This window comes from Paraburkholderia sp. PREW-6R (assembly GCF_039621805.1).
Lineage (GTDB): Bacteria > Pseudomonadota > Gammaproteobacteria > Burkholderiales > Burkholderiaceae > Paraburkholderia.
Window position 1 is genome coordinate 766,057 of record NZ_CP155073.1, and the last position, 22,826, is coordinate 788,882.

Annotated in this window: 23 protein-coding genes, 1 other RNA gene and 1 riboswitch; of the genes, 11 read left to right on the forward strand and 13 right to left on the reverse strand. The window is 64.2% G+C overall.

Annotation, left to right across the window (positions count from 1 at the left end; all coding sequences use genetic code 11):
* Positions 1–11 precede the first annotated feature (11 nt).
* Together lptG and lptF are read right to left on the reverse strand one after the other, a co-directional pair.
* Complete coding sequence (lptG, locus tag AAGS40_RS03350) at positions 12–1,160, reverse strand: LPS export ABC transporter permease LptG (RefSeq protein WP_345813159.1); 1,149 nt, start codon at positions 1,158–1,160, stop codon at positions 12–14.
* Positions 1,161–1,163: 3 nt separating this feature from the next.
* Complete coding sequence (lptF, locus tag AAGS40_RS03355; protein ID WP_345813161.1) at positions 1,164–2,261, reverse strand: LPS export ABC transporter permease LptF; 1,098 nt, start codon at positions 2,259–2,261, stop codon at positions 1,164–1,166.
* Between the two features lie 137 nt (positions 2,262–2,398).
* On the opposite strand from lptF, the gene AAGS40_RS03360 reads away from it, so the two are divergent.
* From AAGS40_RS03360 to AAGS40_RS03370, 3 genes are all read left to right on the forward strand, one after another.
* Entirely contained in the window at positions 2,399–3,925 is a 1,527-nt protein-coding gene (locus AAGS40_RS03360) for a leucyl aminopeptidase (protein WP_345813162.1), read from the forward strand.
* 52 nt (positions 3,926–3,977) lie between these two features.
* Entirely contained in the window at positions 3,978–4,394 is a 417-nt protein-coding gene (locus tag AAGS40_RS03365; RefSeq protein WP_345813163.1) for a DNA polymerase III subunit chi, read from the forward strand.
* A 98-nt stretch (positions 4,395–4,492) separates the two neighbouring features.
* On the forward strand, positions 4,493–5,155 hold the full coding sequence (locus AAGS40_RS03370; RefSeq protein ID WP_345813164.1) for a DUF2486 family protein: 663 nt from the start codon (positions 4,493–4,495) through the stop codon (positions 5,153–5,155).
* Between the two features lie 34 nt (positions 5,156–5,189).
* Here the strand turns inward: AAGS40_RS03370 and AAGS40_RS03375 are convergent, their stop codons facing one another.
* Positions 5,190–5,531, reverse strand: coding sequence for a c-type cytochrome (locus AAGS40_RS03375; RefSeq protein WP_345813165.1), 342 nt, complete (start codon positions 5,529–5,531; stop codon positions 5,190–5,192).
* Between the two features lie 181 nt (positions 5,532–5,712).
* Positions 5,713–7,386, reverse strand: coding sequence for a dihydroxy-acid dehydratase (gene ilvD / locus AAGS40_RS03380; RefSeq protein WP_345813166.1), 1,674 nt, complete (start codon positions 7,384–7,386; stop codon positions 5,713–5,715).
* A gap of 208 nt (positions 7,387–7,594) precedes the next feature.
* Here ilvD and AAGS40_RS03385 point away from each other — a divergent pair, with 208 nt between their 5' ends.
* A complete protein-coding gene (locus tag AAGS40_RS03385; protein WP_345813167.1) occupies positions 7,595–8,563 on the forward strand; it encodes a LysR family transcriptional regulator in 969 nt (322 codons plus the stop codon).
* Between the two features lie 64 nt (positions 8,564–8,627).
* A complete protein-coding gene (gene lgt / locus AAGS40_RS03390) occupies positions 8,628–9,533 on the forward strand; it encodes a prolipoprotein diacylglyceryl transferase (protein WP_345813168.1) in 906 nt (301 codons plus the stop codon).
* 151 nt (positions 9,534–9,684) lie between these two features.
* Here lgt and AAGS40_RS03395 read toward each other — a convergent pair whose 3' ends face one another.
* The 5 genes from AAGS40_RS03395 to AAGS40_RS03415 all read right to left on the reverse strand — a co-directional run bounded on the left by AAGS40_RS03395 (position 9,685) and on the right by AAGS40_RS03415 (position 12,132).
* Positions 9,685–10,416: an SIMPL domain-containing protein gene (locus AAGS40_RS03395; RefSeq protein WP_345813169.1), complete on the reverse strand. Its 732-nt coding sequence runs from the start codon at positions 10,414–10,416 to the stop codon at positions 9,685–9,687.
* 233 nt (positions 10,417–10,649) lie between these two features.
* Positions 10,650–11,108, reverse strand: a complete 459-nt coding sequence (locus AAGS40_RS03400; RefSeq protein ID WP_345813170.1) for an EVE domain-containing protein — start codon at positions 11,106–11,108, stop codon at positions 10,650–10,652.
* 93 nt (positions 11,109–11,201) lie between these two features.
* Positions 11,202–11,383, reverse strand: a non-coding RNA gene (gene ssrS, locus AAGS40_RS03405) — 6S RNA.
* Between the two features lie 81 nt (positions 11,384–11,464).
* Positions 11,465–11,779, reverse strand: a complete 315-nt coding sequence (locus AAGS40_RS03410; protein ID WP_345813171.1) for a cell division protein ZapA — start codon at positions 11,777–11,779, stop codon at positions 11,465–11,467.
* On the reverse strand, positions 11,776–12,132 hold the full coding sequence (locus AAGS40_RS03415; protein ID WP_345813172.1) for an ATPase: 357 nt from the start codon (positions 12,130–12,132) through the stop codon (positions 11,776–11,778). Before AAGS40_RS03415 ends, AAGS40_RS03410 begins: the two co-directional genes overlap by 4 nt.
* A 208-nt stretch (positions 12,133–12,340) precedes the next feature.
* A riboswitch (cobalamin riboswitch) is annotated at positions 12,341–12,594 on the forward strand.
* 91 nt (positions 12,595–12,685) lie between these two features.
* Between AAGS40_RS03415 and AAGS40_RS03420 the strand changes: the two genes are divergently transcribed.
* From AAGS40_RS03420 to cobC, 6 genes are read left to right on the forward strand one after another with little or no spacing between them, the layout of a single operon-like run.
* Positions 12,686–14,635, forward strand: a complete 1,950-nt coding sequence (locus AAGS40_RS03420) for a TonB-dependent receptor (RefSeq protein WP_345813173.1) — start codon at positions 12,686–12,688, stop codon at positions 14,633–14,635.
* A gap of 48 nt (positions 14,636–14,683) precedes the next feature.
* Positions 14,684–15,754, forward strand: a complete 1,071-nt coding sequence (locus tag AAGS40_RS03425) for an iron ABC transporter permease (RefSeq protein WP_345814238.1) — start codon at positions 14,684–14,686, stop codon at positions 15,752–15,754.
* Entirely contained in the window at positions 15,751–16,617 is an 867-nt protein-coding gene (locus tag AAGS40_RS03430) for an ABC transporter ATP-binding protein (protein ID WP_345813174.1), read from the forward strand. The genes AAGS40_RS03425 and AAGS40_RS03430 overlap by 4 nt, the downstream gene beginning before the upstream one ends.
* Before the next feature lie 37 nt (positions 16,618–16,654).
* Complete coding sequence (cobT, locus tag AAGS40_RS03435) at positions 16,655–17,716, forward strand: nicotinate-nucleotide--dimethylbenzimidazole phosphoribosyltransferase (protein WP_345813175.1); 1,062 nt, start codon at positions 16,655–16,657, stop codon at positions 17,714–17,716.
* A gap of 48 nt (positions 17,717–17,764) precedes the next feature.
* Positions 17,765–18,541, forward strand: coding sequence for an adenosylcobinamide-GDP ribazoletransferase (locus AAGS40_RS03440; protein WP_345813176.1), 777 nt, complete (start codon positions 17,765–17,767; stop codon positions 18,539–18,541).
* Complete coding sequence (gene cobC, locus AAGS40_RS03445; RefSeq protein WP_345813177.1) at positions 18,526–19,116, forward strand: alpha-ribazole phosphatase; 591 nt, start codon at positions 18,526–18,528, stop codon at positions 19,114–19,116. Before AAGS40_RS03440 ends, cobC begins: the two co-directional genes overlap by 16 nt.
* Before the next feature lie 53 nt (positions 19,117–19,169).
* Here the strand turns inward: cobC and AAGS40_RS03450 are convergent, their stop codons facing one another.
* From AAGS40_RS03450 to cobU, 4 genes are all read right to left on the reverse strand, one after another.
* On the reverse strand, positions 19,170–20,117 hold the full coding sequence (locus AAGS40_RS03450; RefSeq protein ID WP_345813179.1) for a cobalamin-binding protein: 948 nt from the start codon (positions 20,115–20,117) through the stop codon (positions 19,170–19,172).
* A gap of 66 nt (positions 20,118–20,183) precedes the next feature.
* Entirely contained in the window at positions 20,184–21,293 is a 1,110-nt protein-coding gene (gene cobD, locus AAGS40_RS03455) for a threonine-phosphate decarboxylase CobD (protein WP_345813180.1), read from the reverse strand.
* 5 nt (positions 21,294–21,298) lie between these two features.
* Entirely contained in the window at positions 21,299–22,234 is a 936-nt protein-coding gene (cbiB, locus tag AAGS40_RS03460) for an adenosylcobinamide-phosphate synthase CbiB (protein WP_345814239.1), read from the reverse strand.
* The gene (cobU, locus tag AAGS40_RS03465; protein ID WP_345813181.1) at positions 22,234–22,791 is read right to left on the reverse strand and encodes a bifunctional adenosylcobinamide kinase/adenosylcobinamide-phosphate guanylyltransferase; all 558 of its coding nucleotides are present in this window, start codon (positions 22,789–22,791) and stop codon (positions 22,234–22,236) included. Before cobU ends, cbiB begins: the two co-directional genes overlap by 1 nt.
* Positions 22,792–22,826: the final 35 nt, after the last annotated feature.

Consider the following 22,826-nt stretch of genomic DNA (forward strand, 5'->3'; position numbering starts at 1 on the left):
GACAACGGCTCCTAATGGCGATCCACCCACTTCAATCCGACCAGCCCCAGCACCAGATAGACCAGGCCCGGCGTAGCCGCAGTCAACGGCGCAGGCCACGTATTCAGCGTGCCAATATGCGAGAACAACGTGTTGAACAGCTGGAAACTCATCCCCAGCATAATCCCGCCAAAAACCTTCACGCCCACCACCCCCGCCCGCGTATGCAGATACGCAAACGGCAACGACAGCACCAGCATCACGAACACCGCAAACGGATAAAGCAGCTTGCGCCAGAACGCAATCTCATACCGCTGCGTGTCCTGATGGTTCTCGGTCAAATGCTGGATGTAGCGAAACAGATTGAACATGGACATACGGTCCGGTGACACCAGCAGCACCGACAGAATCTGCGGCGTCAGTTCCGATCGCAGCGAGTACTCGGGCAAGCTCACTTGCTTCGCGCGATACACCGGGTTCAACGCGTCAGCCGGCGTGCCCGGAGGCGGAGGCACGTCGATCAACTGCGTGTCGGTGACGTCGGTCAACTGCCAGTGGCCCGGCGGCTGGTACTTGCCGCTCTTCGCCTGACGCACGTTCGAAAGGCGGAACCTGGAGTCGAATTCGTAAATGCGCACATTGCTGATCGTCGCATCCGGCTTCAATTCGCCGACGTTCACAAAGCGCGTGACCTGTTCGCCGTCGGCCCGCGCGGTCAGCGTATCTTTCACCCACACGCCCGACTGGAAATTACTCGACACCGACGACCCGAGCGCCTCCAGCCGCACGCGCTCCGACAGCTGGTCCGTATACGGGCCGACCACTTCGCCGATCAGATACGTGAGAAACACGAGCGGAATGCCGATCTTTAGCAGCGAACGCAGCGCCTGATTAGTGGCAAGCCCGGACACACGGAAGATCGTGTATTCGGAATTCGCCGCCATCTGCGCGAACACGTAAATCGCGCTGATCAACGCGGCAACCGGAATGATTTCGTAGAAACGCGACGGCGTTTGCAACGCTACCCGCAGCACCGCGTACTGGAATTTGTAGTTGCCGTGGCCAACCGAATTCAGTTCGTTAATCAGGTCGAAGAAAAAGAACAGACCCGAAAACGCAAACAGGATAAAGACGAACGTGAGATAGATCTGACGCGCGAAGTATCTTTCATAGATGCGCATCGGTCAGGCTCCCTGCGAACGGCTGAACATGGCCCGCGTGAATAGCGGCCGGTTGCGCACCCGCATCCAGAATATGAACGCGACGATCGCCGCCACGATCACGTGCAGGACCACCAGTCCCACGCCGAACGACATCTTCCCCTGCTCGATCCACGACTGCACCACGTTCAACAGATTCGAATACGTCAGATAGATAAGGACGGCCATCACCAGATTGATGGTGCGACTGCGCCGCGGATTCTGGTGCGCAAGCGGAATGGCGAGCAGCATCAGATTGATCGCGATCAGTGGCAGCCCCGCGCGCCATGCGAACTCGGCGAGATTGTCGCGGGTGGGATTGCGCAGTAGCGTGAGCGTGGGCGTGCCGGTCGTGGTCGGCGTATTGACCACAGGCTGGCTCTGGATCTTCACGCCATAGCGCTCGAATTCCATGATCCGGAAGTCGGGATGCCCGGGCTCGCCGTCATAGCGCCGGCCGTTTTCCAGCACCACGAAGCGGTCGCCATTCTTGTGCGTTTCGGTGTGGCCGTTCTTCGACACGACCACGTTGACCTTGCCGTTCTCGGTGCTCGTGACGAACACGTTTTCCACGTGCCCCTGGTCCGGCGACATCTTCTCTATGAAGAACACGCGGTGGCTCGTTGCCGATTCGCGGAACTGGCCCGGCGCGAGCAGCGAGACTTCGTCGCGCTGCTGGAAGCGCGCGCGGATCAGCTTGCTTTGCTGATTCGACCACGGCCAGCCGACGAACACGAAGAACATGATGAGGATGATGATCGGCGTAGCAAAGATGCCGATGGGCTTGATGAATTGCGTCAGACTGACGCCCGAGGACAGCCACACGACCATCTCGGAGTCTTTGTACCAGCGGGTCAATACGAACAGGATCGACACGAACAGGGTCGCGACGAGCATGATGGCCAGATAACCGATGACGGTCAGCCCGATCAGGACCAGCACGTCGCGCGGGTCGATCTCGCCCGAAGCCGCGAAGCCGACGATGCGGATCATCATCGTGGTCAGCACGAGCGTGAGGAGAACCATGAACACGGCACCAGCCGTGTACGCGAGTTCGCGCTGGAGGGAGCGTTCGAAGATCATTATTGATGATGAGAGGGGGCGCTCCCAGCGATGTGCGGGTTGCTTCCCGTCACGTCTCCGGTGCAGCCGCCGCGGGAAAAATAGCGGATAATTGCGGCTTTCATCCTAAGCCCAGATTTTATCCGAGGACAAGCGCGATGGACTTTAGCATAAAAGCCTGTGATTGGACCAAAGGCTCGTCAAACGGTTTCCTGACTGGGAAATCCGATTGCATCGTAATCGGTGTGTTCGAGTCACAAACGCTTTCGGGCGCGGCTCTCGAGATCGACGAGGCCACGCGTGGCCTGTTGACGCGCATCATCAAGGCCGGCGACATGGACGGCAAAGCCGGCACCACGCTGTTCCTGCATGAGGTGTCGGGCATTGGCGCCTCGCGGGTGCTGCTGGTCGGCCTCGGCAAACAGGACGCTTTCAACCAGAAAGCCTATGGCGAAGCGGTGCGCGCCGCCTGGCGCGCGTTGCTCGCCACCAAGGTGGTCCAGGTCACGTTCACGCTCGCGCAGTTGCCGGTCCTCGAACGCACGGCTGATTGGGGCGTGCGTGCCGCCATCCTCGCGCTGCGCGAGCTGACCTACCGCTTCACGCAGATGAAGAGCAAGCCGGACACCACCGCGCGCGCGTTGAAGCGCGTCGTCTTCAGCGTGAACACCGGCGACGAGAAGGCCGCGAAAGTCGCGGCAAAGCAGGGCGCGGCGCTCGCCAACGGCATGGACCTCACGCGTGATCTCGGCAACCTGCCGAGCAACGTCTGTACGCCCACGTACCTCGCCAACACCGCGAAAAAGCTCGCCAAAGACTGGAAACTGAAAGTCGAAGTGCTCGGTGAGAAGCAGTGCGAAGCGCTGAAAATGGGTTCGTTCCTGTCGGTCACGGCGGGCTCGGTCGAGCCGGCGCAATTCATCGTGCTGCAGTATCAGGGCGGCGCCGCGAAAGCCGCTCCCGTGGTGCTGGTGGGCAAGGGCGTGACGTTCGACACGGGCGGCATCTCGCTCAAGCCGGGCGAAGGCATGGACGAGATGAAGTACGACATGTGCGGTGCCGGTTCGGTGCTGGGCACGTTGCGCGCCGTCGCGGAAATGGGTCTGAAGATCAACGTGGTGGGCATCATTCCGGCTGTCGAGAACATGCCGTCGGCCACCGCCACCAAACCCGGCGACATCGTCACCAGCATGAAGGGCCTGACGATCGAAGTGCTCAATACCGACGCCGAAGGCCGCCTGATCCTGTGCGATGCGCTCACCTATGCGGAACGCTTCAAGCCGGCAGCGGTCGTCGACATCGCCACGCTCACGGGCGCCTGCATCATCGCGCTGGGTCATCACAACAGCGGCTTGTTCTCGAAAGACGACGCGCTCGCGGGCGAGTTGCTCGACGCATCGCGTGAAGCGTCCGACCCGGCCTGGCGCATGCCGCTCGACGACGAGTATCAGGACCAGCTCAAGTCGAACTTCGCGGACCTGGCCAACATCGGCGGCCGTCCGGCAGGCAGTGTGACGGCGGCGTGCTTCCTGTCGCGTTTCACCGACGCGTATCCGTGGGCTCACCTCGATATCGCCGGCACCGCATGGAAGAGCGGCGCGGCGAAGGGCGCGACGGGCCGTCCGGTGCCGTTGCTCGCGCAGTTCCTGATCGACCGGGCTGCGGACGGTCGCGGCGCACAATGACGCATTGCAGTAAAACCGCCGGCAACGGTGCCCATGCAGCGCAGAGCCGCCGATGACGAGAATCGATTTTCACTCGAACGTCGGCGATTCGCTGCTGTATGCGTGCCGCCTGATACGCAAGGCGTATCAGGCCGGCCAGCCGACCATCGTGCTGGCCGAGCCCGAGCGCCTGCGGGCGCTCGACGAACAGCTGTGGACCTTCTCGCCGCTCGACTTCGTGCCGCACTGCATGGCCGGCACCGCGCTCGCCGCGCAAACGCCGATCGTCCTGGCGTCCAGTCTCGAAGACGTGCCGCATTACCAGGTGCTGCTCAATCTCGGCGCCACGGTGCCTGCGCAATTCGCGCGCTTCGAAAGATTGCTGGAAGTGGTCGGTAACGCACACGAGGAACTCATCGCAGGCCGCGAGCGCTATCGCTTCTATCGCGATCGCGGCTATGCTTTGAACAACTACAAGCAAGGCAGCTAGCTGGCAAACTGTCCGCGTGCGTGGCGTCCCGATTCAAGGATCCGGCGTACGCGCGGCCTTCTCAGGCGTCGACTTTCGACTCAAACACGGAGGAGCACGTGTCCGATCCCAACGACAATTCCATTCCGGTCCTGCACGAGATCCTCGTACCGGGCAAACGCGCCCAGCCGCATCCCGCATCGAACGAAGCGGCCGTCGCCGCCGATCCTTCGACGCCGCGCGAGCCGTCGTTTGCCTCCGAGCCCGCCTTCGCGCCGCAGGCGCGGCATCCGCAAGAACCCGCGTTGATGCCGCGCCCCTCGCGAGCGGCGGAGCCTGTGTCCGCACCGGCATACCCGCACGAGCCTGACCGCGGGCATTTGCCCAGGCGCGTGCCCAGCGGCCAGGCAAGCCAGGCGAACCAGGCGAATCACGCGGCAGGGCAGGAAGCCGCGCTTGCCGGCGTATTCGATCGTGTCGAACCGGTCACGCCGCTCGAAGCCGGAGCGACCGTGCCGCCCGACATCGCTCAGGATGCCGCGGCGACTCCGCCATCCGAGCTCGATGCCGATGTCATTGCCGAGCGTTTGCGCGGACGCTTCGCCGGCTTTCTGACCGGGGAAGGGCGCGCAATGATTGAAGCGCGTTGCCGCGACGCACTGCAGGATCACACGTCATGGCTCGTGAGCCACATTACGCGGGAAGTCGCGCTCACGCTGGAAACCGAAATGACCGGCTGGGTGCGGGAAGCGGTGGCGGAAGAAATCGCGCGGCGCGGCTAGTGCATGACTGAGCAGACTGGCCGGCAAGGCCGGCTTACTTGAGCGTCAGAATCCAGGTGGCCAGCGTGGCCGCCTGATCGGGCGTGAGTTGGGTATTGGCGGGCATCGGCACGACGCCCCATACGCCCGCGCTGCCATCCAGAATCTTGCGCTTCAGATACACGGCGGCGTCTTCGTGATCGGCGTACCGGGTGGCGACGTCATGGAGCGCCGGGCCCATGAACTGGCGTGTGACCGAGTGGCAGCTCATACAGTTTTCCTGCTGCGCAAGCGCGAGGCCCGTTGCGGCCTCTGCCCGCGCAGTGGGACTGCCGCTGCCGAGTATTGCGCCCAGCGCGGCGGCAGCGGCAAGCGCCGCATACGACTTTGATTTCATTAGGGTCTCCGTCGGTCCCGATGCCCGACTCGTAGTGCGAGCATTATAAAAGGAAAGGGACGCACGATTTCCCGTGCGCCCCTGAGCGCTCTTACGTTGTCCGCGCGGCCGTGTGCGTTACTGCGCAGCGCGGGCCGCCCCCACTCGACAAGCCAGTTGAAGTGCGGCGGATACCGCGCGCTTAGCCGGTCACCGCGCCCTTGTTCGCCGGCTGCGCGAGCGCGAAGTATTTCGCCATTACGCCGTGCGTATAACGCGGCTTCGGTTGCTGCCACGCGTCGCGGCGGCGTTGCAGTTCGGCATCGTCCACGTTCAGTTGAAGCAGCAGCTTGTGCGCGTCGATCGTGATCGAGTCGCCTTCGTGGACCAGCGCAATCGTCCCACCGACGAACGCCTCCGGCGCCACGTGTCCAACGACCATGCCCCACGTGCCGCCCGAGAAGCGTCCGTCCGTGATCAGGCCGACGCTTTCGCCCAGCCCTTTGCCAATGATCGCGGACGTCGGCGCCAGCATCTCCGGCATGCCCGGACCGCCCTTCGGACCGAGGTAGCGCAGCACCACCACGTCGCCTTCGACTATTTTGTCGGCCAGAATCGCTTCGAGCGCGCTTTGCTCGTCGTCGAATACGCGGGCCGGACCGGTGATCACCGGATTTTTCAGGCCCGTGATCTTGGCGACCGCGCCGTCCTCGGCGAGATTGCCCTTCAGGATCGCCAGATGCCCTTCGTCGTACAGCGCCTTGTCGATCGGGAAGATCACCTGCTGGTTCGAAGGCGGCTTCGCGGGCACGTCCTTCAGCTCTTCGGCGATGGTCTTGCCGGTGATCGTCATGCAGTCGCCGTGCAGCAGGCCCGCGTCGAGCAGGATCTTCATCACCTGCGGGATGCCGCCGGCCTTGTGCAGATCCGTCGCCACGTACTGGCCGGACGGCTTCAGGTTGCAGATCACGGGCACTTTCTTGCGCATGCGCTCGAAGTCCTCGATCGTCCACTCCACTTCGGCCGCATGGGCGATGGCGAGAAAGTGCAGCACCGCGTTGGTCGAGCCGCCGGTGGCCATGATCACGGCTACGGCGTTCTCGATCGACTTCCGGGTGACGATGTCGCGCGGCTTCAGATCCTTCCTGACCGCTTCGACCAGCACGCGCGCCGATTCGGCGGCCGAGTCCACCTTTTCCTGATCCGGGTTGGCCATGGTCGATGAATACATCAGCGACATGCCGAGCGCTTCGAACGACGAACTCATCGTGTTGGCCGTGTACATGCCGCCGCACGAGCCCGTGGAGGGACACGCGTTTTTCTCGACCCCTTCGAAATCTTCCTGCGACATGCGGCCCGCGGTGAACTCGCCCACGGCTTCGAACGACGAGACGATGGTCAGGTCCTTGCCCTTCCAGTTGCCGGGACGGATCGTGCCGCCGTACACGTAAATGCTCGGCACGTTGGTGCGCAGGATGCCGATCATGCCGCCCGGCATGTTCTTGTCGCAGCCGCCGATCACGATCACGCCGTCCATCCACTGGCCTTGCACGCACGTCTCGACGCAGTCTGCGATCACCTCGCGCGACACGAGCGAGTATTTCATGCCCTCGGTGCCCATCGACATGCCGTCCGAAATGGTCGGCGTGCCGAAGATTTGCGGATTGGCGTCCGAGCCCTTGACCGCGGCGACGGCTGCATCCGCGAGACGCTGCAACCCGGCATTGCACGGCGTGATGGTCGAATGGCCGTTGGCAATGCCGATCATCGGCTTGTCGAAATCTTCCTTCTGATAGCCGAGCGCGTAATACATCGAGCGGTTCGGCGAGCGCGCCACGCCCTGCGTGATGTTCTTCGAACGACGGTTGTATGCCATGGGAGCTCCAATGTTGTTTTGGGCCGTGCCGCGTGGTCGCGGCGCGGTGGCCGCTGTCAGCGGCTTTCACGTGGCCGGTGCGCCATCGCTGCCGCGCCGGCGCGTCGTTCCAAGTTTAGTTCGACGCACGTCGGGCAAGGATGATGTTTTGCCAGACGCGAGTCCAATATATTATTCGGCGTCGATTAGGTCGTAGAATGTATTAGTCATGATGCCCACCGTCCCCGATCTGCGGCAGTTGCGCTATTTCGTTACCGTTGCTGAGGAGAAGCACTTCGGCCGCGCGGCCACGCGGCTTTCAATGACGCAGCCGCCGCTCTCGCAGGCGATCAAGGCGCTCGAAGAGACACTCGGCGTCGAACTGTTCGCACGGACCAAGCGGTCGGTCGAACTCACGCTGGTCGGCGCCGATCTGCTGCCCGAGGTGCAACGCCTGCTCGCCGCCGCCGAAGCGCTGCGGCCGCTCGCGCAGAGCCTTGCACGCGGCGAGACGGGCGTGCTGTCGCTTGCGTTCGTGTCTACTGCGGACTACGGCCTGTTGCCCCTGCTGCTGCGTGATTTCGGCGCGCGCTACCCGCGCGTGCGGCTCGAATTGACCGAGGCCACGAGCGACGTGCAAATGGACGAACTGATGGCCGGACGCATCGACGCGGGCCTCGTGATCGCGCCGCTGCCGTCCCGCCATGCCGGGCAGCTCGCGTGGCTGCCGATCGCGCGCGAGCCGCTCGTGATCGCAATGTCCGCGGACACCGCCGCCAGTGTAAATAGTGCTGGCGACCCCGCCATGGAGTGGCTCGACACGCCGCTCAGCCTGCGCGAACTCGCCGATGCGCCGCTCGTGATCTTCCCAAGACGTCTGGCGCCTGGCTTTTATGACATCATTATGGATTGCTACGGCGTGGCGGGGCTCACACCCCGGATTGGCCAGGAGGCGATCCAGATGCAGACGATCGTGAGCCTCGTGTCGGCCGGCATGGGTGTCGCACTGGTGCCGCAATCGTTGCGTAACCTGCGCCGCACCGGCGTCGTGTACCGGCCGCTCGCCGGATCGGTGCCTGCGATCGAGACCGGTCTCGTGTGGCGCCCGGCGCAGGTGAGTCCGGTGCTCGCCGGTTTCATTGAAATCGTGCAGGCCCATGCTGCCACGTTCGAGCCGCAGTCCGCGCCGCCCGCCTGATACAAGCCGGCTGAAAAGCCGTCAGATAACCCGCTTCCGAACTTGAACTGCCCATAACAACACGATGCTCATTCACCCGAATTTCGACCCCGTAGCCATTCATCTGGGGCCGCTTGCCGTGCGCTGGTATGGACTGATGTACCTCGTTGCGTTCATCGCGGCGATCGTCGTCGGCCGTTTGCGGCTGCGGTTGCCCTACGTCGCCGCCCAGGGCTGGACCGCGAAAGATATTGACGACATGCTGTTCTACGGCGTGTTAGGCACGATCCTCGGCGGCCGGCTCGGCTACGTGCTGTTCTACAAGGCGAGTTTCTACTTCGCGCATCCGCTCGACGTCTTCAAGGTGTGGGAAGGCGGCATGTCGTTCCACGGCGGCTTCCTCGGCGTGACGCTCGCCATGGTGCTGTTCGCGTATCAGCGCAAGCGCTCGTGGCTGCAGGTCACCGACTTCGTTGCGCCGATGGTGCCGACAGGGCTGGCCGCAGGGCGCCTCGGCAATTTCATCAACGGCGAGTTGTGGGGCCGCGTAACCGAGCCGTCTGCGCCGTGGGCCATGCTGTTCCCAGGCGCCGCGCCCGACGACGCCGCGTGGCTCGCCGCGCATCCGCAACTGGCCGCGCAATGGCACCTGAACGAAGTGTTCGCGCAATACCATATGCTGCCGCGTCATCCGTCGGAGCTCTATGAGATCGCGCTCGAAGGCGTTGCGCTCTTCTTCGTGCTGTTCTTTTTCTCGCGTAAGCCGAAGCCGTTGGGTGCGATTTCCGCCGTGTTCCTGATCGGCTATGGCCTCGCGCGCTTTACCGTGGAATTCGCACGCGAGCCCGACGATTTCCTCGGGCTCCTCGCGATGGGCCTCTCGATGGGTCAATGGCTTTCGCTGCCAATGATCCTCGTGGGCATCGCGTTGTTGGTGTGGTCGTATCGCCGCGCCGGTCGCGAACGGACGCACGCTGTCAGCGCGGGCTGAACGCGCGGCGCTACAGCGGCTTTCGCTTAGCGCTTCAGTCGTGCTTCTTGCTGCCCGCCGCTCACGGGTGGTCGAATGAAAACGCCACGGCATGCCGTGGCGTTTTCGTTTCCTTTTCAGGCGGCGCTGCGCATCGAGCGCGACACGCGCATTACTTCATCTGTACCGAGCCGGACACGTTGACCGTCACCGTGGACGTGCCGCCTTCGATCGGCACCGGCGCCGACACTTTCGCATCCGCGCCCATGGCTCGCGCGCTCATCATCATCACGGGGCGCGGCATCGATCCATTGTGGCCGACGTTGACCTCGCGAATCGAATAGCCGCTGTAGCCGAAGGCCTGCGCCGCCGCCGACGCCTGCTCGCGGAACGACCGGATGGCTTCGCCGGTGAGCTTCTGTTCGGCGGCGCGCTGTGCGTCGGGCGACAACGAGAATTGCACATTGCCGACCTGCATGGTCGATGCCATTTGTCCGGCGAGCTTCGACGCCGTAGCGAAGTCGTGCGATTCGAGCACGATCTCCGTGCGGCCGCGCCATGCGGAGATGTGCCCGTCACGATCCGTTGACGGATAGATCGAGAACGACCCCGTGCGCGCCGTGACACCGCTCACGCCTTTGGCTTTCTGCAGCGCCGCGTCGGCACGTTGATTGAGCGTGGACGTCAGCGCGGATGGGTCACTCGCCTCCTGCTCGTAGAAGAGCGTGATGTCGACCACGTCTTGCGGCACGTCCGCGCTTGCCTGCGCATTCAGCGACAACACGCCCGCAGGCTGATATTGCGCGACGCTCTGCGCACGCGCGACGACCGGCGTTAGCACGAGCGCCGCCGGTGCGGCGCAAGCGAGCGCGAAAGCGAGTGCACGTGCAGTGTTTTTCGTCATTGTTAAACCCCTTGCTTGAACAGGTTGTGCACGACCGGGAGAGGCGCGACGCAGGAGCGTCACGTTATCAGTCCCGGTTTCAGCGTCCGTTAGGCGGTTGTAACCTTCGCTTGGTTCCCTGAGTCGACGCGCGGCTCAGCTTTGACTGTAGGCGTTAAGCTCGCGGATGCGCCCAATATGCGATTGGAATGAGACCAGAAGACAAGCGGAATCAAACCGGAATGCAGCGGGGATCAGATCAGCCGTTTGGTAATGAAGCGCCATTCGGCTTCGGTCACCGGCGTGATGGAAAGACGATTGCCTTTGGCGAGCACGCGCATGTCCTTCAACTCCTCGTGCTCGCGCAACGCGGCGAGCGGTATCAGCGGAATCTTCTTCTTGAAGACGACGTCGACGAGCAGCCAGCGCGGCGTTTCCTGGGACGACTTCGGGTCGTAATACGGACTCTTCCTGTCGAACTGCGTGGGATCGGGATAAGCCGTAGACGACACTTCGGCGATGCCCGCGATGCCCGGCTCGGGACAACTGGAGTGATAGAACAGAACGCCGTCGCCCACCTGCATCATGTCGCGCATGAAATTGCGCGCCTGGTAATTGCGTACGCCGGTCCAAGGCAACGTGCGATGCGGTGCGTTCGCCAGATGGTCGATGCTTGCTTCGTCCGGTTCGGACTTCATTAGCCAGTAGCGCATGAATCGAAGTGAACGTGAAGAGTTGGATGAAACCTGGAGATGCGGAGCCCAAAGAAAAACGGCACCGGACGTGTGTCCGATGCCGTTCTTGATAAGGTCCCCGCCTTAGCCGCTAGGCCGGCATCCTGAACCGGAGGTTCAGAATTGGTCGCAGTTAGCAGCACTTCGGGTACATCAGACAGAGTGACGCGCACACCCGTGCTACAAATTTCCGCAACCGTGCACATGGCATTGGTTCAAGGAATATATGACCTTGGCGAACCAGGCAGGGAAGCTAAACCGATGAAGCTATAAGCCATTGAAGCAACAACCATTCAACCAGCACTACAAGGAAACCGCGACTCACCGCATACCACTTACTGCATGCTGTACTGCTGAATCACTGTCCCCAGCTGTTCGTTCATTTGATGCATTGTACGCCGGATTTCTTCAGCGGGAAATGCTTCTCCATGTCGCACGCTCGACTGCAGCCTAAGCAGTTCCGATGCCAGCGACAGCGCAGCCATGACGGCAATGCGATCCGTGCCGCGCACATTGCTGTTATTGCGAATCTTCGACATTTCGGCGTCGACGCGCGCCACTGCTTCAAGCAATGCCCCTTCCGTTTCCGCCGAGCACGCGAGGCGATAGGGCACGTCGAGAATCGACACTTCGATCTGCTTCGTGGTCATGCATTTTCTCCGTGGCGGGTCACGTCGCTTTGCGTTTCGACTTCCTGCTGCGCGGGCTCGAGCAGATCGAGCTGGCTGTCCGGCTCGCTTTGCGTGCGACCGCGCGGCAGCTTCTCGAGAATGGCGTTCAGGCGTACCTGAGCGTCGTCGATTTTCGCGGACAGGGCGTCGCGTTCCGCTTGCAACGCGTCGCGCTCGTCGCGCAGCGCTGCAAGTTCCGTGCGCGTGGCCTCGACCTCGGCGCGCGATTGCGCAAGCTGCTCTTCGAGCGCGATTCGCGCTTCATTGTGGCGCTGGCTGATCGCAATCAGCTGGCCGATATTCTGTGAAAGTGTTTCGAGTTCGGTGAGCATCTGCTGCGTCCTCTAAAGACATCGCATTTTAGCGCGGAATATTGCAGGTTCCGACATTTGTCTCGTTTCGAGACGTAACAACGTCGCTTTATGCGGGCTTTTGTCGACCATATGATGAATAACGACTCCCGCGCCAGAACAGGAACCTGCCTCTTTGAAGAACAGGTTGGCGGGAGCCGACGATTCTTGACGAGCCCCAAGGCCACTCATAAACTGGCCGCACTTTGGTGCCCGCGCGCGCTTCTCGACAGTGCGTGCAGTTAAACGGGAAGCAGGGCGCGTAGTCACGATGCGCCAACCTGCGCTGCCCCCGCAACGGTAAGCGACCGCATTCTCGATGCAGATCGATTCTGAACGCATGTTCGAAGCTGAACGTGCGAGTGTGCCACTGCGCGTCCTGCGTGGGAAGGCGGAGTCGATAAGTCGCCAGCCCGGATACCGGCCAAAGGGAGAGGGACGTCCCACGCAAACGTTGAATGCAAGGGGGTCGCCTCGTTACGCATCGGCCTGCGGGGAAGCGGGCCGTGCACGCTATCCACAGGAATGTCATCCAATGTTGTCCCCCATCGCTCGCGCGGCGCTTGTCGCCTTCGCGGGTCTGCCGTATGCCGTGCATGCTCAGGCTGCCGCTTCTTCTTCCACTTCGTCTTCTTCTTCTGCTCTCGCCGCGGGTGAAGCCAGCAGCGCCAGTGACGCCGGCGGCGCGAGCACCGCAGACTCTGCTTCCGCCGATTCATCCGCCACGCTGCTGTCGCCGGTGGTGGTGACGGCGGCTCGCTCGCCGCAAGCACTTGCCGATACGATTGCGCAGACCACGCTGTTCGATCGGCAGGATATCGCCGATACCACCGCAACCGATCTTCCCGGCTTGCTGCAGCTCGCGCCGGGCGCGCAAATCTCTCGCACAGGCGCACCGGGTTCGACGGCAAGCCTCTCCCTGCGCGGTGCGTCGTCCACGCAGTCGCTCGTGCTGATCGACGGCGTGCGGGTCGACTCGGTGAGCCTCGGTGCGTCGCAGATCGCGTTGATTCCGCTCGATCAGGTCGACCACGTCGAAGTGGTGAACGGCAACGTATCCGCGTTGTACGGCTCCGGCGCGATAGGCGGCGTCGTGCAGGTGTTCACGAAGGACGGCGGAGATCACCCGCCGCGCTTCAATTTTTCCGTCGGCTACGGCAGCTATCACACGCAGACGCAGCAGGCCGGGGTGAACGGCGCGCTCGATAAGGACGGCAATACGACCTTCAGCCTGTCACTGGCGCGCTCGAAGGACGACGGCTTCTCGTCGATCGATCCGCGCGAAGCGCCCGGCGCGAATCCGAACGCGAACGGCTATCTGAACGAGAGCATCTCGGCCTCGCTGCGGCACAGGTTCGACGCGAAGTGGGACGCGGGCATCACGTATTTCCAGTCCAACGGTAACGACAGCTACGACAACGCGTACGGAGCGCCCACCGATCTGAACAACCTGTACAGCAAAGTGCGGCAGATGTCGGTGTTTGCGAACGGCAAGCTGACAGACTGGTGGACCACGCACTTCATCGTCTCCGAGGGCGACGACCGCAGCGTGTCAGATACGAATGGTCTCTATAACGGCCGCTTCGACACGGACAACCGGCAGTACACCTGGCAGAACGATTTTGCGCTGGCCGCGCAGCAGAAACTGCAGGCCGGCTACGAGCATCTCGATCAGAGTCTGGATTCGGATACGTTCGCAGCGCCGAACCGTCACGTGGATTCGGGCTTCGTCGGCTACTCGGGACGCTTTGGCCGCAACCAGATCCAGGCGAACGTGCGGCGCGACCAGTATTCCGATTTTGGTGGGGCGAACAGTTACTATCTCGGCTACGGCTTCGACATCACGAACCAGTGGAAGGCAACCGCAAGCTATTCCGATGCGTTTCGCGCGCCGAGCTTCGACGATCTGTACTATCCGTACAGTGGCAATCCGTCGATTCAACCGGAACGCAGCCATTCGATCGAAGCGGCGCTGCAGTATGCGTCGAATGCGTTGGGCGTGATGCGCTTGAGCGCGTTCCAGACGCGCTACTCGAATCTGATCGACTACCCGCAGGTTTCGCCCGGTGTTTATCTGGCCGAGAACGTCGGCCATGCGAAGGTGCAGGGACTCGAAGGATCGTGGAGCGGACACGTCGGCAAGACGGACGTGCGTGCTTCTTTTACGATGCAAAACCCCGTCGACCTCGATAACGACATCGACCTTGTGCGGCGTGCGCGGCGCTTCGGATCGCTCGCGCTGAATCGCAGCATCGCGGGGTGGCGGGTCGGCGGCGAGTGGATCGTGAGCGGCCCGAGCAACGACAGCAGCGGCAAGCTCGGCGGCTATAACGTAGTGAATCTGTCCGCGCGCTACAACATCACGAAGGCGTGGTACGTGGCGGCGCAAATCCAGAATCTGTTGAACAAGGACTATGAGACGGCCTACTCGTATCACTCGCCGAAGCGCGGTGCGTATGTCACGGTTGGCTGGCAACAGCAGTGACGGGGGCGCCGCGCCGGGGCTGCGCGAATGAACCGGCGCCCAGGCCCGATGCCCGCCGGGCGACTCACACGCCCGGCCGGCACCGCGCGTCCGGCGCCGTTGCGCGTGATGACCGCACGGCGCGCCGCAACGATCTGGCTCGCGTTGGCGTTGGTCGCGCTCGTCGTGCTGGTGGCGTCGCTCGCGCTCGGCAGTGTGCCGCTCGCGCCGTCGCATGTATTCGCGGCGCTGATGCCGTCCTCCGCGTCGCCTGGCAGCGCGAACGATCTCGCCGTGGAAATCGTCCGCACGCTGCGACTGCCTCGCGCCATCGCCGGCTTTGCATGCGGTGCGCTGCTGGCTCTCGCCGGCGCGTTGCTTCAGGTGCTGCTGCGCAATCCGCTTGCTGAGCCCTATGTACTGGGCGTCTCGGGCGGCGCGGCGACCTTCGCGCTCGTCGCGATGATCGCGGGCAGCACGTGGTGGATCGTCGACGCCAGCGCGTTCTGCGGCGCTTTCGTGTCGATCCTGCTCGTCCTCGGTCTGGCGCGCCGCGAGTTGTGGCGAGGTGAACCGCAGGACGCGTCGCCACGTTTGCTGCTCACCGGCGCGGTGGTCGCAGCCGGTTGGGGGGCGCTCATCACGTTGCTGCTCAACCTCGCACCCGATAACCGTCTGCGCGGCATGCTCTTCTGGCTGACCGGCGACCTCAATGGCGGCGCCATGCCGTGGACAGCGCTCGTCGCGCTCGTCGTCGTGCTGATCGTGATCGTCCCCGCTGCGCCGCGGCTGAACGTGCTGCTGCGCGGCGACGCCGCCGCGCAGGCGCTAGGTGTCGCGGTCACGCCGTTGCGCCTGCGCGTGTATCTGGTTGCGTCGCTCGCGGCTGCCGCCGCCGTGACGACGGCGGGCACCATCGGCTTTGTCGGGTTGGTGGTGCCGCACATGCTGCGGCTTGCGTTCGGCAACGATCAACGCATGCTGCTGCCCGCCGCGGCGCTAGGCGGCGGCGTTGCGGTGATGGGCGCCGATCTGCTCGCACGCACCGTCGTCGCACCGGCGCAATTGCCGGTTGGCGTGATCACGTCGATCATCGGCGTGCCGGTATTTCTCTGGATGCTGCTGCGCACCCGCCGATGATCGACGCTCCTCACATCAAGAGTGGACAAAGCGGCAATGGCGCGAGTCATGCCGCGCTCAGCGCGCAACGTCTAACGCTGCAAGCAGGCGAGCGGATGCTGCTCGACACGTTCACACATACCTTTCACACAGGTGAAATCTGGTGCGTCGCGGGGCCGAACGGCGCGGGCAAGACGACGCTGCTGTCCACGCTCGCGGGTTTGCGGGCGCCGTCGGCGGGGCAGGTCGAACTGGACGGCGTGCGCGTCGGCGACTGGCAAGCGTTGCCGCTGGCCCAGCGCCGCGCGTTGATGCCGCAAAGCACGCCCGATGCGTTCAGCGCCAGCGTGCTCGACATCGTGCTGCTGAACCGCTTTCCGCATCTGGGCGGCTGGGGCTGGGAACGCGAGGCTGACCGTGAGACTGCGTATGCCGCGCTGGACCTGCTGGGGCTTGCGCCGTTGGCCGCGCGTGACGTGCTGTCGCTCTCGGGCGGCGAGCGTCAACGCGTGGCGCTCGCGGCCGTGCTGTGCCAGCAGGCGCCGTTGCTGCTGCTCGATGAACCGCTGTCGCACCTGGACCTGCACCATCAGATCGGCTGCCTCGACGCGCTGCACGCGTGGGTCCGCGAACCGGGGCGCACCGTGCTGTTCTCGTGCCATGACCTGAATCTGGCGCGGCGCTTCGCCACGCATGCGCTCCTGCTCGACGGCCAGGGCCACGCGTTCGCCGGCGCCGTGCGCGACGTGTTGACGCCCGAGCTGACGAGCCGCACATTCGGCTATCCGATGGTGCTGATTCGCGACGGCGCGCACGAAGCGCTGATTCCCGCGCTGCGTCCCAATCATGAATCGGCTTCCAGTTATGATTTTCCGGCCGGCTGACCGGTCGACCGAAACAACTCTCTCTTCCCAAACGCTTATGACCGTCACGTCACGTCTGCCCGGATTACCCGAAGTCGAACCGCTCGATCAAACGTTGCGCGCAGACCTGCAACACATCATCGACACCAAGACCAAGCCGCCTGGCAGTCTGGGCCGGCTCGAAACGCTGGCGCGGCAGATGGGCCTGATCCAGCGCAGCACGCATCCTGCGGTGACGCGTCCGGCGATGATCGTTTTCGCCGGCGACCACGGCGTCGCGGCCGAAGGCGTGAGTCCTTACCCGCAGGCCGTGACTGCGCAAATGGTCGCCAATTTTCTGGCGGGCGGCGCGGCGATCAATGCGTTGAGCCGTGTGTCGGGCATGGAGCTCGAAGTGGTGAACGCTGGAATGGCAACCCCGCTACCGTCGACGGAAGGACTCGTGGACATTCCGGTCGCGTCCGGTACACGCAATTTCGCGCACGAACCGGCGATGACGCGCGAGCAGGCGCTCGCCGCGATGCAGGCCGGCGCGGCACGCGTAGAGCATCACGCGGCGCTCGGCACCAACGTGATCGGCTTTGGCGAAATGGGGATTGCAAATACGTCGGCGGCGGCGTGTGTGATGAGCCGCCTGTGCAACGTGCCGATCGACGAATGCGTCGGCCGTGGCACCGGGCTCGACGACGAGGGACTGGCAAGAAAGCGCAACGTGCTGGCGTCGGCGCTTGCGCGGCATGCCGTGTCGTCGGACTCGCTGGATGTGCTCGCCACGTTCGGCGGCTTCGAGATCGCGATGATGGCCGGCGCGTATCTCGCCGCCGCCCACGCGCGCATGACCATTCTCGTCGACGGTTTCATCGCCACATCGGCGCTGCTGATCGCCGACGCGCTTGCGCCGGATGTGCGCGAGTACTGTGTGTTTGCGCATGCGTCGAACGAGGCGGGACACCGCCGCATGCTCGACCATTTCGGCGCGACTCCGCTATTGGCGCTCGACATGCGGCTCGGCGAAGGCACCGGCGCCGCGTTGGCCGTGCCGCTGCTGCGCGCGGCCGCGGCGTTCGTCAATGAGATGGCGAGCTTCGAGTCGGCCGGCGTCGCGAATCGGGAATCCTGACATGCCGATGAACCTGCTTTCCGATTCCCCGTTGCAGGCCGCTCATCCATGAATCCGCTCGCGGAGCTGCGTTACTTCTTCACCGCGCTCGGTTATTTCACACGGGTGCCCGTGCCGGGATGGGTGGGATTTCAGCCGCATTATCTGAATGCAGCGGCGCGCTATTTTCCGCTCGTCGGCGTATTGATCGGTGCATTGAGCGCGCTCGTCTATCTTGGTGCGCTGCATGTCTTTCCGGCGAGCGTGGCGGTGCTGCTGTCAATGGCGACGTCGTTGCTGGTTACCGGCGCGTTTCACGAAGACGGTCTCGCCGATTGCGTCGATGCGTTCGGTGGCGCCTATACGCAGGAGGATGCGCTGCGGATCATGCGTGATTCACGCATCGGCGCTTTCGGCGCTATCGCGCTGATCGTTGCACTGGCGTTGAAATGGCAGACGCTGACCGCATTGCCGCCGATGCGCGCCGCCGCCTTGATGGTCGCGGCGCACGCAGCGAGCCGTGCGGTCGCGATCAGCTATCTGGTCACGCTCGATTATGTCCGCGCGGAAGGAAAGGCCAAACCGGTTGCGCGGCGTTTGAGTGTTCTCGCGTGGCTCATTGCCGCCTTGTCCGGTCTGCCGTGGCTGTTCTGGCCTGACGGATTCGGCGCGCCGGCGTGGCGCTTCGGCGGTGCAATGCTTGCTGTCCTGCTCGTGCTGCGTGTCGCGATGGGCCGCTATTTTGTCAGACGCATTGGCGGTTATACGGGAGACTGTCTCGGCTTCGCGCAGCAGATTTTCGAAACGGCCATCTATCTGGTGGGGCTTGCATGGATATCGTATTGATTCGTCATCCGGCCGTCGCGCTCGATGCGGGCGTGTGCTATGGCCACAGTGATGTCGCACTTGCAGAGGATGCCGAAATATCGTCGACGACACTTGCGTTGAGGCTCGCGACCCTGCAGATACCCGCGCCGCGCGTGGTGCTGTCGAGTCCGCTGAAGCGCTGTTCGGCGCTGGCTTCCGAGTTGGCGGCCGATTTTGGCTGCGCGCTCAGCCACGACGATTGTCTGAAGGAAATGAACTTCGGCGATTGGGAAGCGCAGCGCTGGGATGCAATCGACCGCGAGTTGCTCGACGACTGGGCGTCGAATTTCGAACACGCGCGCGCACACGGCGGTGAAAGCGTCGCGCAATTCGCCGCGCGCGTCAGGGTGTGGCTCGACGCGTTCGTGCAGACACGCGAGTTGTCGCCGGCTTATGTGGTCACGCACGCGGGAGTGATGCGGGTGATTGCGTCGCTGGTGCTGGAGGTGCCGCTGGAGCGCTGTCTGCGCTGGTCGCTGGAAACGGGATGCGTGGTCTGGCTGCGTCGGGACGACGCGACGCAGCAGTGGTCGCTGGTCAGGTGGAACGCATGAGTGCCGCAGAAAGCGCGGCGGCCGGCGCGATGGGCTGATCGCGCCACGCATGCCTAGTCGCGCGTCTTCTGCCTTGTGCGCGCCACTTCCAGATCCTCACACAACGCTTTCGCACCCTGCGCGATCCGCGGCGCGGGGCGATTGATCAGATCGCCGTCGATTGCAAAGAGGTTGTTCTCGGCTACCGCTTTCAAACCCGGCCACGCACGCCACGTGCCGAGTTGCGGCAAGCTCGTGTCGGGCTTCGTGGCACCCGGGGCGGCGGTCACGATCACCTCGGGATTGGCGGCGAGCACCGCTTCGGTCGAAACCGTGGGTACCAGCGGTTTCAGTCCGGCGAACACATTGCGGCCGCCGCACAGCGCGATCACGTCGCTGATCATGTGCTCGCCGTTCAGTGTCATGAGCGGCCGATCCCATACCTGATAGAACACGCTCACCGGCGGCCGGCTTGCATAGCTTGCGCGCAGTTGCGCGATGTCCCGCCGGAAGGACGCAGCAGCGGCGTCGGCGATCTGCGAGGTGCCAAGGAGTTCGCCGAGTTTCGTCAACGACACGGCGACGTCGTCGAGACGATGCGGCTCGCTGAAATAAAGCGGCACATGCAGCTCGCGCAGACGTTCCAGCTCACGTTGCGCATTGCCATGCCGCCACACCACGATCAGATCCGGTTTCAGCGCCACGATCCGTTCGAGGTCGAGCGCCTTGTTATCGCCGACGCGCGGCAACTGTTGCGCCGCAGGCGGGTAGTCGCTATACGACACCGCGCCGACGATTTTCGTACCGCCACCCGCCGCGTAGAGCAGTTCGGTCACGTGCGGCGCGAGGCTGATCACGCGCTGTGCCGGTGCGGCAAGCGTTACGGCCGCGCCGGTGTCGTCGGTGACGGTGATGGCGGCGCACGCGGGCAGCGAGATGGCGAAAAGCGTGGCGGCACTCAGGGCGCTCCACAGGTGCGAGCTCGAGCGGGCGAACGGGAAGCGGGACGTCGGTCGGATCATCGTGTCATCGTGTGAATGCGCTGGCGTGGATGGGACCGCCGGATAGAGAGGGTGGAGGGCGTCGCTTCAGAATGAATTCGCGGGCGCGTCCATGTCGCGAACCGCGTCACGCAGACTGTCCTCGAAGCGTGTCCATTCGTGAGCATTCGCCGGCAGGCCAAAGCGCACACTGCCCGACGGTTCGAAGAGGCGCGTCCAGATACCGCGACGCGCCAATGCGTGATGCAAAGCAGCGGCGCGCGCGTCGGCGGTCCACGCGAAAAGCGGCGTGCCGCGCGTGGCGAAACCGTGCGCGCCGAGCAACGCCACCAGCCGCGCGCTTTCGGCGTCGAGTCGCACGCGCATGTCGCGTTGCCACGCTTCGTCTGCAAACGCGGCTTTGACCGCGTGGCGCGCGGGACCGCTGACCGTCCATGCGCCGAGTGCGCCGCGCAGCGCAGACAGCGTGGCCGGCGTGGCGAGCACGAAGCCAGAACGCACACCCGCGAGGCCGAAGAATTTGCCCGGCGAGCGCAGCACGATCAAGCCGTCACGATGTGTGTGCGCAGCGAGCGATCCGGACGCCGACGGCATCGCATCGGCGAACGCTTCGTCGACGATCAGCGTGCCGCCTCGCGCGCTCAATTGCGCATGCCAGTGCAACAGCGTGGCAGCGTCCTGTCGCTCGGCGGTCGGGTTGTTCGGGTTGACGACAACCCCATGCGTCAGCGACTCGGGCAGCGCGTGCGACGACATATCGAGCGATGCAACCTCGTGACCGGCGCGCTCGAACGCCGGCGCATATTCGCCGTAAGTCAGCGTCGCGATTCCCACCCGCGCGCGCGGCAGGCATGCCGGCAACGCGCGAATCGCCGCCTGGCTGCCCGCGACCGGCAGCACGTGCGCGGCGTCCGGCGCGCCGTAATAGCGCGCGGCGCAGGCGGCAAAACCGTCGCCTTCGTCGGGCAGGCGGCGCCAGACATCGGCGGGAACGGGAGGAACCGGATAGCCGTGCGGATTGATGCCGGTCGACAGGTCGAGCCATTGCTCGTACGGAATGCGGTAAAGCTGCGCCGCTTCGTGCAGATTGCCGCCGTGCCTGATGGCGGCGCCGACCGGGGCCGCGATGGTCAGCGCGGCGGCCGCTTCGCTCGTGCCGGCGCCGCACGTAAAACCAGGCGAATGGGAATCAGCCATGACGATCAGCGCGCAAAGGGCACGCTCAGCAACGCCAGCACGATCAGCAGGGCCAGCCACAAAATGACGGTGCGCTCGACGAGCGTCAGCGCGGCCGTGACATGGCTGGCCCTGGCGGGATGGCCGAAGCCGAGGGTGGGCCGGTATTCGACCGAGCCGTGATAGACCGCCGGGCCGCCGATCAGCACGTTCAGGCTGCCCGCGCCGGACGCCATGACCGGTCCGGCGTTCGGACTGTCCCAGCGCGGCGCCTGCTCGCGCCAGCAGCGCCACGCAGTGCGCGTGTCGCCGAGCAGCGCATAGCTCGCGGCGGTAAGGCGTGCGGGAATCCAGTTCAGCACGTCGTCAAAGCGCGCAGCCGCCCAGCCGAAACGCAGATAGCGCGGCGTGCGATAACCCCACATTGCGTCGAGCGTATTGGCGAGACGGAAGCCGAGCGCGCCAGGACCGCCCGCGATCGCAAACCAGAACAGCGCGCCGAATACGGCGTCGTTGCCGTTTTCGAGCGCCGATTCGACGGCCGCGCGCGACAGTGCGGCTTCGTCGGCATTCGCGGTTTCGCGCGAGACGATCCGCGCCGTCAGCATTCGCGCCTGGTCGAGATCGTGTTGCGCCAGCGCCTCGGCAATCGGCGCGATGTGATCGCGCAGACTGCGCGCCCCGAGCGCGAACCAGAGCAACAGAACGTGCACCATGCAGGCCGTGAAAAACGGCAGCACGGCGACGAGCGCCCACGCGACCAGCACCGGGGGCAGCACCGCGATCGTCCACGCGAGCATGCCTTTGAGCCTGAGACGCCGGCCCGTGTTGTAGCGTTTTTCGACGCGCATCGCCCATTTGCCGAAAGCGACCAGCGGATGCGCGACACGCGGCTCGCCAAACCAGCGGTCGACCACGACGCCCGCGGTCGCCAGCGTGACGGTAAGCGGCAGCGACAGCATCATGCGCGGTCCGCCGCTTTCAGCGCGAGCGGCAAGCCCGCGACCATCATCGTGACCTGCGTGCTGAGGGCGGCGACGCGCTGATTGAGGCGGCCGAGTTCGTCGACATAAAGACGCGTCGCCGCGCCGAGCGGCACGACGCCGAGGCCGATTTCGTTGCTGACTACGATGATTTTGCCTTGCGCGTGCGTGAGCGCCGTTTCGAGCGCGGCGAACTGCGCGTGATGGTGGCCGGCTTGCGGCGCCTCGACCGTGTCGGGCGGGCAAAGCAGATTGGCGAGCCACAGCGTGAGACAGTCGATCAGCAGACAATGGCCGGGCTTGTCCAGCCGCGCGACGGCTTCCGCGAGATTGACGCCCGCTTCGTGCAGACCCCACTGCGCCGGGCGCCGTTCGCGATGATGCGCGATGCGCGCGCTGAACTCGGCGTCGTCGCTCGCGCGCGCGGTGGCGATGTACGTGACGGGCAGCGCGCTATCGGTCGCCAGCTGTTCGGCGTGCAGGCTTTTGCCCGAACGGGCGCCGCCGAGAACGAAGGTGAGGTCGCGGGAAGTCATCGCGTGATTGTACCGGCGCGCAGCGCGGCCCGGCG

Excerpts from the sequence above, each read along its gene's own strand:
- lptG (WP_345813159.1), bottom strand. The coding sequence starts at position 1,160 with ATGCGCATCTATGAAAGATACTTCGCGCGTCAGATCTATCTCACGTTC.
- lptF (WP_345813161.1), bottom strand. The coding sequence starts at position 2,261 with ATGATCTTCGAACGCTCCCTCCAGCGCGAACTCGCGTACACGGCTGGT.
- AAGS40_RS03360 (WP_345813162.1), top strand. The coding sequence starts at position 2,399 with ATGGACTTTAGCATAAAAGCCTGTGATTGGACCAAAGGCTCGTCAAAC.
- AAGS40_RS03365 (WP_345813163.1), top strand. The coding sequence starts at position 3,978 with ATGACGAGAATCGATTTTCACTCGAACGTCGGCGATTCGCTGCTGTAT.
- AAGS40_RS03375 (WP_345813165.1), bottom strand. The coding sequence starts at position 5,531 with ATGAAATCAAAGTCGTATGCGGCGCTTGCCGCTGCCGCCGCGCTGGGC.
- ilvD (WP_345813166.1), bottom strand. The coding sequence starts at position 7,386 with ATGGCATACAACCGTCGTTCGAAGAACATCACGCAGGGCGTGGCGCGC.
- AAGS40_RS03385 (WP_345813167.1), top strand. The coding sequence starts at position 7,595 with ATGATGCCCACCGTCCCCGATCTGCGGCAGTTGCGCTATTTCGTTACC.
- lgt (WP_345813168.1), top strand. The coding sequence starts at position 8,628 with ATGCTCATTCACCCGAATTTCGACCCCGTAGCCATTCATCTGGGGCCG.
- AAGS40_RS03395 (WP_345813169.1), bottom strand. The coding sequence starts at position 10,416 with ATGACGAAAAACACTGCACGTGCACTCGCTTTCGCGCTCGCTTGCGCC.
- AAGS40_RS03400 (WP_345813170.1), bottom strand. The coding sequence starts at position 11,108 with ATGCGCTACTGGCTAATGAAGTCCGAACCGGACGAAGCAAGCATCGAC.
- AAGS40_RS03410 (WP_345813171.1), bottom strand. The coding sequence starts at position 11,779 with ATGACCACGAAGCAGATCGAAGTGTCGATTCTCGACGTGCCCTATCGC.
- AAGS40_RS03415 (WP_345813172.1), bottom strand. The coding sequence starts at position 12,132 with ATGCTCACCGAACTCGAAACACTTTCACAGAATATCGGCCAGCTGATT.
- AAGS40_RS03420 (WP_345813173.1), top strand. The coding sequence starts at position 12,686 with ATGTTGTCCCCCATCGCTCGCGCGGCGCTTGTCGCCTTCGCGGGTCTG.
- AAGS40_RS03425 (WP_345814238.1), top strand. The coding sequence starts at position 14,684 with ATGCCCGCCGGGCGACTCACACGCCCGGCCGGCACCGCGCGTCCGGCG.
- AAGS40_RS03430 (WP_345813174.1), top strand. The coding sequence starts at position 15,751 with ATGATCGACGCTCCTCACATCAAGAGTGGACAAAGCGGCAATGGCGCG.
- cobT (WP_345813175.1), top strand. The coding sequence starts at position 16,655 with ATGACCGTCACGTCACGTCTGCCCGGATTACCCGAAGTCGAACCGCTC.
- AAGS40_RS03440 (WP_345813176.1), top strand. The coding sequence starts at position 17,765 with ATGAATCCGCTCGCGGAGCTGCGTTACTTCTTCACCGCGCTCGGTTAT.
- cobC (WP_345813177.1), top strand. The coding sequence starts at position 18,526 with ATGGATATCGTATTGATTCGTCATCCGGCCGTCGCGCTCGATGCGGGC.
- AAGS40_RS03450 (WP_345813179.1), bottom strand. The coding sequence starts at position 20,117 with ATGATCCGACCGACGTCCCGCTTCCCGTTCGCCCGCTCGAGCTCGCAC.
- cobD (WP_345813180.1), bottom strand. The coding sequence starts at position 21,293 with ATGGCTGATTCCCATTCGCCTGGTTTTACGTGCGGCGCCGGCACGAGC.
- cbiB (WP_345814239.1), bottom strand. The coding sequence starts at position 22,234 with ATGCTGTCGCTGCCGCTTACCGTCACGCTGGCGACCGCGGGCGTCGTG.
- cobU (WP_345813181.1), bottom strand. The coding sequence starts at position 22,791 with ATGACTTCCCGCGACCTCACCTTCGTTCTCGGCGGCGCCCGTTCGGGC.